This window comes from Carnobacterium sp. (genome assembly GCF_040274425.1).
This window is the reverse complement of the sequence record NZ_JBEMBC010000152.1, coordinates 1-3,280: the sequence shown is the minus strand read 5'-3', so window position 1 is coordinate 3,280 and position 3,280 is coordinate 1. Positions and strand designations below refer to the sequence as shown.

Below are 3,280 nucleotides of genomic sequence, written 5' to 3'. Positions count from 1 at the left end.
CTTGTTATGGGGAAAAATGAGAACGTTCTTGTTCTAAAGGGCTTAGAAGCTGATTTTACAGCAAATAAACTAGGTAGCTTATATAGGCTTTACTGAAAATAATACAAATTGAGCAACAAAATAAAGCTTATCATATAAAAAAGTACTTTCGACCTCTACAAAGATAGAGGCCGAAAGTACTTTTGCTTTTGGAAATATCCAGTTAAGCTGTCTTTTTATCTTCGCCCATTAACAAACTTGTTAATTTGGTTACTACAGCAGAAATAATTAAACCGACGATGAATTTTTTGATTTGTCTTTTCATATTAAAATCCTCCTTAAGTTCCTAACTAGGTTTAATATATTATAACATTTTTCGTTTTTTGAGCCTACTAAAAGGCTTTCTATCATTATTAGCAGTAGAATAATAAAGGTAAGGGTGTATAAAACAGGAAAATAGCTATTTTAACTTGTAAATATTTCTTAATTATTTGCTAAAAAAGCCGTTTCTTATTAAATTTTGTAGGCTTTTATTTTCTTTTTTGCTACAATGAGTAATGGTGAATTACGAAGTGGAGGGAATCACTTGAAAGGATTATTTAATAAAAGAAGTCAAAAAACAGATGAGATGTCAACCGTCTCTTTTAATATTGATGATAAAATTCCTAAACATATTGCGATCATTATGGACGGAAATGGACGTTGGGCTCAGAAAAAATTTATGCCGCGAGTTGCAGGCCACAAAGAAGGAATGAATACGGTCAAAAAAATCACCAAAAGAGCAAGTCAAATTGGTGTTAAAGTGTTATCACTTTATGCATTTTCAACTGAAAATTGGAAACGACCTGATGATGAAGTCAGTTTCTTAATGCAATTACCAGTTGATTTTTTTGATACTTTTGTCCCTGAATTAATGGAACAGAATGTTAGAGTTCAAGTTATCGGCTTTATTGATCATTTGCCTAAACACACTCGTAATGCGGTAGAAAAGGCTATAAAAGATACTGAGAACAATACGGGTATGGTATTAAATTTCGCGCTGAATTATGGCGGACGCAGTGAATTGATTGAAGCTTCAAAAGCGATTGCAAAAAAAGTTAAATCAGGAGAACTAGACATAGATGATATAACGGAGTCTGTATTTGAAGACTGCTTAATGACTCATACATTAAATGAGTATCAAAACGTTGATTTTATGATTCGAACGAGTGGTGAAGAGCGAATTAGCAATTTTATGTTGTGGCAAAATGCTTACAGTGAGTTTTACTTTTCTCAAGCTCTTTGGCCTGATTTTAATGAGCAAGCTTTAGAACAATCGATAGCGATTTATCAAAAACGACACCGTCGTTTTGGAGGATTATAAGAGAATTAGGAGGACATATTAGTGAAACAACGTGTTATTTCGGCAATCGTTGCAATTATTCTCTTTGTCCCAGTAGTTTATATAGGGTCATGGATATTAGAATTAGTGGTTGCAGTATTAGGGGTCATTGCATTATTTGAATTATTCAGAATGAAAGGCAACAAATTAGGTTCAGTTGAAGGCATTATTTCTATATTAGCTTTATTAGGATTATTATTCCCGCATTATACAGCCTCATTCTTACCGTCTCATGTGAATACACAAACCGTATTGTACTTCTTTACCTTATTATTATTAGTTTGCACTGTGTTTTCAAAAAATAATTTTACATTTGATGATGCAGCAGTAGCTATTTTAGGGGTAATGTACATAGGTTTTGGCTTTAAATTTCTCTTACTGACAAGAGAAAATGGATTAGATTTACTTTTATTTACGTTATTTGTTGTATGGTCAACAGATATTGGAGCGTATATGATTGGAAGAAAATTAGGGGAACATAAGCTAGCTCCTTCAATCAGCCCTAACAAAACTATTGAAGGTTCTGTAGGTGGCATCATTATGGCTCTTATAGTTGCTGTTATTTACCTGATATTTTATCCACAAGACAATCCATTAGGCTGGATGCTGGTATTGACAGTGATTCTTTCAATTGCAGGTCAATTAGGCGACTTAGTGGAATCGGCTTTTAAACGTTACTACAATGTAAAAGATTCTGGTAAAATAATGCCTGGTCATGGTGGCATTTTAGATCGTTTTGATAGTCTGTTATTCGTTTTGCCTATCCTGTATTTTTCAGGATTAATTTAAAAATATGTTGAAACAGAAAGTAGTTATCCTTTATTGCGATGGCTACTTTTCTTTTACGAATAATAAATCTTTAAGTCGAATGGTTATTGTATTCAAATTATGATAGAATTAAACTTGTTTTGTACGTAGTATTCCTTATCTATATAAACGTGTTAACTGTTTGATAATATAAAAAGAAAAACTTTTTTAGTGAAGTACAAAGGAGAGAGTATATGATCGCTACCATTATTACTTTTATTATAGTTTTTAGTATTTTAGTGATTTTTCATGAGTTTGGACATTATTATTTTGCTAAAAGAGCAGGTATTTTAGTTAGAGAATTCGCAATTGGATTTGGTCCGAAAATATTTTCTTATCGAAAAGGAGAAACAACTTTTACTATTCGTATCTTACCTGTAGGCGGATATGTGCGTATGGCAGGCTATGAAGAAGAATCAGAAATCAAGCCCGGAACGCCTATTGGTTTAATCGTAAACGATGCAAATGAAGTGTCGCTGATCAATACGTATAAGAAAAAGCAATTATTAGATGCGGTACCGATGGAAGTAACATCAATCGATCTTGAAAAAGAATTATATGTTGAAGGCTATTTAGCCGGAGATGAGACGAATTTAGTACGCTATCCTGTTTTGAGAGATGCAATGATCATTGAGGAAGATGGAACTGAAGTGCAGATTGCACCTATTGATGTCCAATTCCAATCAGCTAGTTTGCCAAAAAGAATGATGACAAACTTTGCAGGTCCCATGAATAATATGATTTTAGCAATCGTTGCTTTTATTGTACTGGCATTCTTACAAGGCGGAGTAGTCAGCCAAGAAAATGTATTGGGAGATATTTTACCAGATAGTGCAGCAGAAGAAGCTGGTTTAAAAGAAGGCGACCGAGTTATTCAAATCGGCGATGAAAAAATCGCTACATGGAATGAAATGGTGGAAATGGTTCAGCTAAATCCAGAAAAGGAATTGACTTTTCAAGTTGAATCAAAAGATGGTACTGAAAAGACTCTAACGGTAACTCCATCTGCTAATGAAGCAGCTGACGGAACAGAAGTAGGACAAATCGGCGTGCAAGCATCTCTAGAAACCTCCTTTTGGGCTAAAATCAGTTTTGGTTTTGTTCAGACATGGG

3 protein-coding genes are annotated in these 3,280 nt (G+C 33.8%); all 3 read left to right on the top strand.

Translation table 11 applies throughout. From position 1 onward, the window contains the following. The first annotated feature begins 565 nt into the window (after positions 1-565). Complete coding sequence (uppS, locus tag ABS911_RS14815; RefSeq protein ID WP_350468192.1) at positions 566-1,342, top strand: undecaprenyl pyrophosphate synthase; 777 nt, start codon at positions 566-568, stop codon at positions 1,340-1,342. A gap of 21 nt (positions 1,343-1,363) precedes the next feature. Beyond that, positions 1,364-2,149, top strand: a complete 786-nt coding sequence (locus tag ABS911_RS14810; RefSeq protein WP_034536578.1) for a phosphatidate cytidylyltransferase — start codon at positions 1,364-1,366, stop codon at positions 2,147-2,149. Positions 2,150-2,361: 212 nt separating this feature from the next. Next, the coding region (rseP, locus tag ABS911_RS14805) for an RIP metalloprotease RseP (RefSeq protein ID WP_350468191.1) at positions 2,362-3,280 on the top strand (919 nt) is incomplete at its 3' end.